The sequence below is a fragment of the Desulfurobacterium indicum genome (genome assembly GCF_001968985.1).
In the GTDB taxonomy this organism is placed as follows: domain Bacteria; phylum Aquificota; class Aquificia; order Desulfurobacteriales; family Desulfurobacteriaceae; genus Desulfurobacterium_A; species Desulfurobacterium_A indicum.
In genome coordinates this window covers 1-4,734 of record NZ_MOEN01000046.1, presented here as the reverse complement: position 1 = coordinate 4,734, position 4,734 = coordinate 1, and the positions used below count along the sequence as shown (strand labels likewise).

Sequence of the window (4,734 nt, the reverse complement as noted above, 5' to 3'; positions counted from 1 at the left end):
TGAGGCTAAGGAAGAACTTCAGGATATGTTCTCCAGGAGGTACTCCTAATGGTTTACACAAAATTATTGACACAACCCTAACCGACGGTTTATTTCTTCTAAATTTACTTTATAATCTTACTAATCGTTGAAGGCGAGTATTTAAGCTCAAATACACTCTTAGATGTATGTGCTACTGCTCTTGCACTCAAACAAAAGACAAACATTCCAAGGATTAAGTCCTTGAGGTTGATGTCTCTCCTTTTGCCCGGTTCTATCAGCTTAGTTTTAAACCTTCCTTCCCTGGAATTTTCAGGTTTTTAGCTTTCCAATGGCAGTATCTAAGTTTTTGACATAGAAACCGTTCTTTGTTCCTCCGTTTTCTTTAAGGAACACTTCTCTTCCAGCTTCCTTAACGAGGTCTGGTAAAATCTTTCGTAGTTCCATTTTTGCTTTCTGGGGTTGGTATTTGTAGGGTGTTCCCCATGAGGTTACTCCATTTCTCAAGCTTATACAAAATATCGTAACTACCTGTATAGATGAATTGAGGAGAAAAGCAAAAGAATTGACCAACGACCTTGGAAATCCATTTTTTAGAATGCTTCAGATGTTAGAAGATCTAAGGAGATAGTAAAATTATGAATACAGTAAAATGTAGAATAGGTAAGACTGTTATTTATGAATATTTCTATGTTTGCAAAGGTAAGATATCTCTTTCTGAGAATCACCGAGAAGTTGCAACACAACTAAGCTTAAAGTTATAGGCGGACCGACTTTCTTAGCCAGCTTTATACGCCGAGCTTGTAGTTTTTAATAAGAGAGATTATTGTTGAAGCGAAATGGTGCGGGAGGCGGGATTTGAACCCGCACGCCCGTAAGGGCACTGCCCCCTCAAGACAGCGCGTCTGCCGATTCCGCCACTCCCGCAACTGCCTTGCGTAGCAGAAAATATAGGATTATTTTTCATAGGTGTCAACTGTTTTTGAGTAATTTTTCGAGAATAGTACGAATATCCTTTTCTGATGGTATTCTTGGAAGATTTGTCATCAAAAATTTCTTTGCCATTGCAAGTGATACGAAGCTGCTTATGTCGTCTTCGCTTACACCAAGCGGTTTAAGTGTTTCTGGCTTACCAAAAAATCTCAGGAATTCTTTTATTTTTTCCACTATTTCGTAAATGTTACTGCTTTCTATTTCCATAGCTCTGCCGATGGATAGTAGTTCGTCTTTTGCAGAAAGTCCGTAGAATTCAAGAACTGCCGATAGGAACATTGCATTTGCAAGTCCATGGGGTATGTCATACATGACGCCAAGGATATGTGCCAATGTGTGGACAAGACCTGCCCCCGCGTCTGTTATTGCCATTCCTCCGAACATGCTTCCAAGCATAACTTTTTCTCTTGCTTCTATATCTCGTGGATTTCCAAAAGCCCGCGGTAGATATTTTGTTATTAGCTTAATACCTTCAAGGGAATAGAGTTTTGATATTGGAGTTGCTCTTTTGGAAACTAAAGCTTCCATACAGTGGGTAAGTGCGTCTATGCCCGTATTTGCCGTTACGTGGGACGGCATGGTTACTGTAAGTTCAGGGTCATCAATTGCGATTACAGGAAAAAGATAGCTACTTATAAGAGGTGCTTTTTTCCATTCCTTTTTATTTGTGAGTACAGCGTAGGGTGTTACTTCTGAGCCTGAACCACTTGTTGTTGGTACAGCAACGAGGGGAACAGCTGGATTTTTAAAACACTCAGGTACTCCGATAAATTCTTCCACATCTCCTTCATTGTTTAATAAACCGGAAATAACTTTTGCAAGGTCGATGGCACTTCCCCCTCCAATTGCCACAATGAGGGAAGGGTTAAAGTCTTTTACTTTTTCTGTGAGTTCTTTTGCAAGCTCTACCGATGGATCAGACATCACATCGTCAAATATTTCAACGTTTTCAAACTGTTTTTTCACAAAGTCGGCATAGCCGTGATGGAGTGCCGATTTTCCACATATTACAGCTATTTTTGAAGTGTCAAGCTTGGCACTTTCACATTCGTCCTTCAGCTTTAGAAATGTTTTTCTTCCAAATATTACTTTTGTTGGCATGTGATGTTTAAATGTTTTCATCCCTTTCCTCTAAAACTAATTTTTTTTAATTATACCGTTTCAAGTTCTTTAAGTATCCTTTCTGCTGCTTCTTCCATGTTTTCCGCCGCCGTTATCGGTCTTCCCACGACAATAAAGTCTGTTCCGGCACGTTTTGCCTGAGAAGGAGTCATAACTCTTTTCTGGTCATTTTTTGCCGCCCATTCCGGTCTGATACCGGGTGTTACGGTTATAAAACCTTCTCCAAAGTTCTCTTTTATGAGTTTTATTTCTTTCGGTGAACATACAACGCCATCAAGCCCCGCTTTTTTAGCTATTTCGGCAAGTGTTAATACTTCACTTTCAATGTCCTTTTCTATTCCTATTGTTCTTAAATCGTTTTTGTCCATGCTGGTTAAAATAGTAACACCAATCAGTAGAGGCCTTCTTACCCCCATCTTTTCGGCGTATTCCCTGTTAAAATCTGCTATCTTTTTTAGAAACTCAAATCCGCCAAGGGTGTGAACGTTGTACATGAAAACCTCATTCTCTATTGCTACTTTTGCTGCTCCACATACGGTGTTAGGAATGTCGTGAAACTTTAAATCGAGAAAAACACCGCATCCTCTGTTATGAATTTCCCTTACAATGTTGAATCCACCTCTTAAAAATAGTTCAAGTCCAACTTTGAATGTTCTGATTTTTCCTTTAAGTTTATCAACTGTTTCAAGCGCAATTCCTGTATCGGGAAAGTCAAGAGCAACGATAATCATTGTAGAGCCTCCTTAATCTTTTGTGTTGAAATAATAATCTATGTTTAAAATCTTTTGGAGGGTAATTTATCGGGTTTTCTTTTTTTACTTTAGAGTATATATTAAAAAATAGCGATATAAATAAAATCTGTATCGTTTAAAATACTATCTTGGGGAGGAGCTATGCGTTATAAACTTTTAGCCGTAGCTGCATCTGCAGCTTTTATTTTTGGAAGTTGTGGTGGAGGCGGGGAAAGTGTAAGTATTCCTGAGGGTTCAAATGCAACAGTAACGGTTTCTCTTTCTCCTGGTGTGACAGTTGCAAAGACGGTAACTGTTGATCTACCGGATCCGGAGACAGGTGATGTTGGTGTGGATGTTGTACTGCTCCCCAAAAATCAAGACAAAAATTTCAGAAAATTTGTTGAGTTCCCTATGCAACTTTTTTTCCTCCTTCTCTTTCTATCCATTCCCTGAAACAGAGAGAAGGAGATTTATAGCCAATAGCTGAATGAGGGTACTCCCTGTTGTAAAACTCTATGAATCCCTTTATCTTTTCCTTTGCTTCATCCAAACTCTCAAACTCATGAACCCAGATAACTTCTTCCTTAATAGTCCTTATCATCCTTTCAGTCTCAGCATTTCCCTTCGGATTGTTATAGCTTGCAAATATCTGCTTTATCCCAAGTTCTGAACAGAATTTCATAAAGCTTTTACTCGTAGGTTGACTCCCATGATCGCTGACAAGTTTTATCCCTTTACCCCTGGCTCCTTCAGGATAACCGTTGAAAAGTGCTTCTTGCAGAGCAGTTATCCATTGACTACTCTTGTTTCTTAGGGAAATCTCATATCCAAGTATCTCTTTCGTGTACCAGTCAATCACTATTATCAGGTTTGCCCACCCAAGTCTCTCTATCCAGAACTTTGTGCCATCTATCCCAAGTATTTCCCTCGGCTTTGTAGCCTTCGGCTTTTTCTTGGGAGTTCTCTTGGCTTTGAGAGTCAATTTCTTCTTCTAGAGTAGGTCTTCCTCTTTCATTAGTCTGTAAATCCTCTTCCGATTTACACGATAATTCCGTACATATCTCAAATATGCCCATACTCTTCTATATCCCCAGAATGGGTGTTCTTTGAGAATAGTTTTTATCTCTTCTAAAAGCTTGGTGTTAAGCCCTTCCTCCTTCTTCGGCTCTATAGATAAACTTTTCTTCTTGATATGCCTGTAATAGGTACTCTTTTTCACTCCTAACGTCTTAAGCACAAGGGTTATAGGGTAGTCCTTCGACAATTCCATTGCCTTTTTTATCCTCTCTACTTGGTCATCTAAAAGGTTTTTTTTAAAATCTCTATTTGAACGGTCTGGCGACCTATGATTTTTTCAAGTTCTTCTATTTTCTTTTCGAGTTCTTTTATCCTATCGTTTTCAGGGGAGATGAAGGCTCTTCTCCCTCCTTCTAAGAACTTATCACGCCATTTGTAGTAGAGGGTTTCGCTTATTTGGTATTTCCTACATACTTCAGCTATTGTGGTATTTCCTTTTAGTCCTTCGAGAACAATGGCAACTTTTGTGTCTGGATCAAAGTTTCTACGGCTCATGCTCCCCTCCTGTAGATGGATTTTCCTAAACTTTGATTGTGTCCCATTCTATAGGGGAGCAATATAATGTTTTGTGGCTTGTTGATTTGAGTGGAAGTTTTGGTGATGACCTTTTTACATGGCAGAATAACACAGAAGCAATTGTGAATGCACTTAAAACGAAGATAAGTGATTTAAGGGTAGGGCTTGCAAGTTTTGTTGATGCTCCATGTAGTGGTTTTGGTTATGATGGTGATTATGGTTATAAACTTGAGTTGGGTTGTGTCAATAATTTTGTGTAAACCATTAGGAGTACCTCCTGGAGAACATATCCTGAAGTTCTTCCTTAGCCTCA

6 protein-coding genes, 1 tRNA gene and 1 pseudogene are annotated in these 4,734 nt (G+C 39.1%); 2 read left to right on the top strand and 6 right to left on the bottom strand.

Annotated elements, in window-relative coordinates; all coding sequences use genetic code 11:
- Positions 1-104: 104 nt before the first annotated feature.
- From BLW93_RS09065 to pyrF, 5 genes are all read right to left on the bottom strand, one after another.
- Positions 105-233 (bottom strand): hypothetical protein, encoded by a 129-nt coding sequence (locus tag BLW93_RS09065; protein ID WP_425429715.1) that lies wholly within the window; start codon positions 231-233, stop codon positions 105-107.
- Between the two features lie 58 nt (positions 234-291).
- Positions 292-486 (bottom strand): hypothetical protein, encoded by a 195-nt coding sequence (locus BLW93_RS08765; protein WP_144444039.1) that lies wholly within the window; start codon positions 484-486, stop codon positions 292-294.
- Positions 487-819: 333 nt separating this feature from the next.
- Positions 820-906: transfer RNA gene (locus tag BLW93_RS08455), tRNA-Leu, on the bottom strand.
- Positions 907-951: 45 nt separating this feature from the next.
- Positions 952-2,094 (bottom strand): iron-containing alcohol dehydrogenase family protein, encoded by a 1,143-nt coding sequence (locus tag BLW93_RS08450; RefSeq protein ID WP_076713635.1) that lies wholly within the window; start codon positions 2,092-2,094, stop codon positions 952-954.
- 29 nt (positions 2,095-2,123) lie between these two features.
- Positions 2,124-2,825: an orotidine-5'-phosphate decarboxylase gene (gene pyrF, locus BLW93_RS08445; protein ID WP_076713634.1), complete on the bottom strand. Its 702-nt coding sequence runs from the start codon at positions 2,823-2,825 to the stop codon at positions 2,124-2,126.
- A 162-nt stretch (positions 2,826-2,987) separates the two neighbouring features.
- Between pyrF and BLW93_RS08440 the strand changes: the two genes are divergently transcribed.
- Positions 2,988-3,281: a hypothetical protein gene (locus BLW93_RS08440; protein WP_076713633.1), complete on the top strand. Its 294-nt coding sequence runs from the start codon at positions 2,988-2,990 to the stop codon at positions 3,279-3,281.
- On the opposite strand, the pseudogene BLW93_RS08435 reads toward BLW93_RS08440, so the two are convergent.
- Positions 3,238-4,400 (bottom strand): annotated as a pseudogene (locus tag BLW93_RS08435) (IS3 family transposase). The gene BLW93_RS08440 and the pseudogene BLW93_RS08435 overlap by 44 nt on opposite strands.
- Before the next feature lie 71 nt (positions 4,401-4,471).
- On the opposite strand from BLW93_RS08435, the gene BLW93_RS08425 reads away from it, so the two are divergent.
- Positions 4,472-4,681 carry a vWA domain-containing protein gene (locus BLW93_RS08425; protein WP_076713631.1) on the top strand — a complete coding sequence of 70 codons (210 nt, stop codon included), beginning with the start codon at positions 4,472-4,474 and terminating at the stop codon, positions 4,679-4,681.
- Positions 4,682-4,734 lie beyond the last annotated feature (53 nt).

Bases quoted from the DNA above. Each gene is read 5' to 3' on its own strand.
- pyrF (WP_076713634.1), bottom strand. From the start codon at position 2,825: ATGATTATCGTTGCTCTTGACTTTCCCGATACAGGAATTGCGCTTGAA.
- BLW93_RS08440 (WP_076713633.1), top strand. From the start codon at position 2,988: ATGCGTTATAAACTTTTAGCCGTAGCTGCATCTGCAGCTTTTATTTTT.
- BLW93_RS08450 (WP_076713635.1), bottom strand. From the start codon at position 2,094: ATGAAAACATTTAAACATCACATGCCAACAAAAGTAATATTTGGAAGA.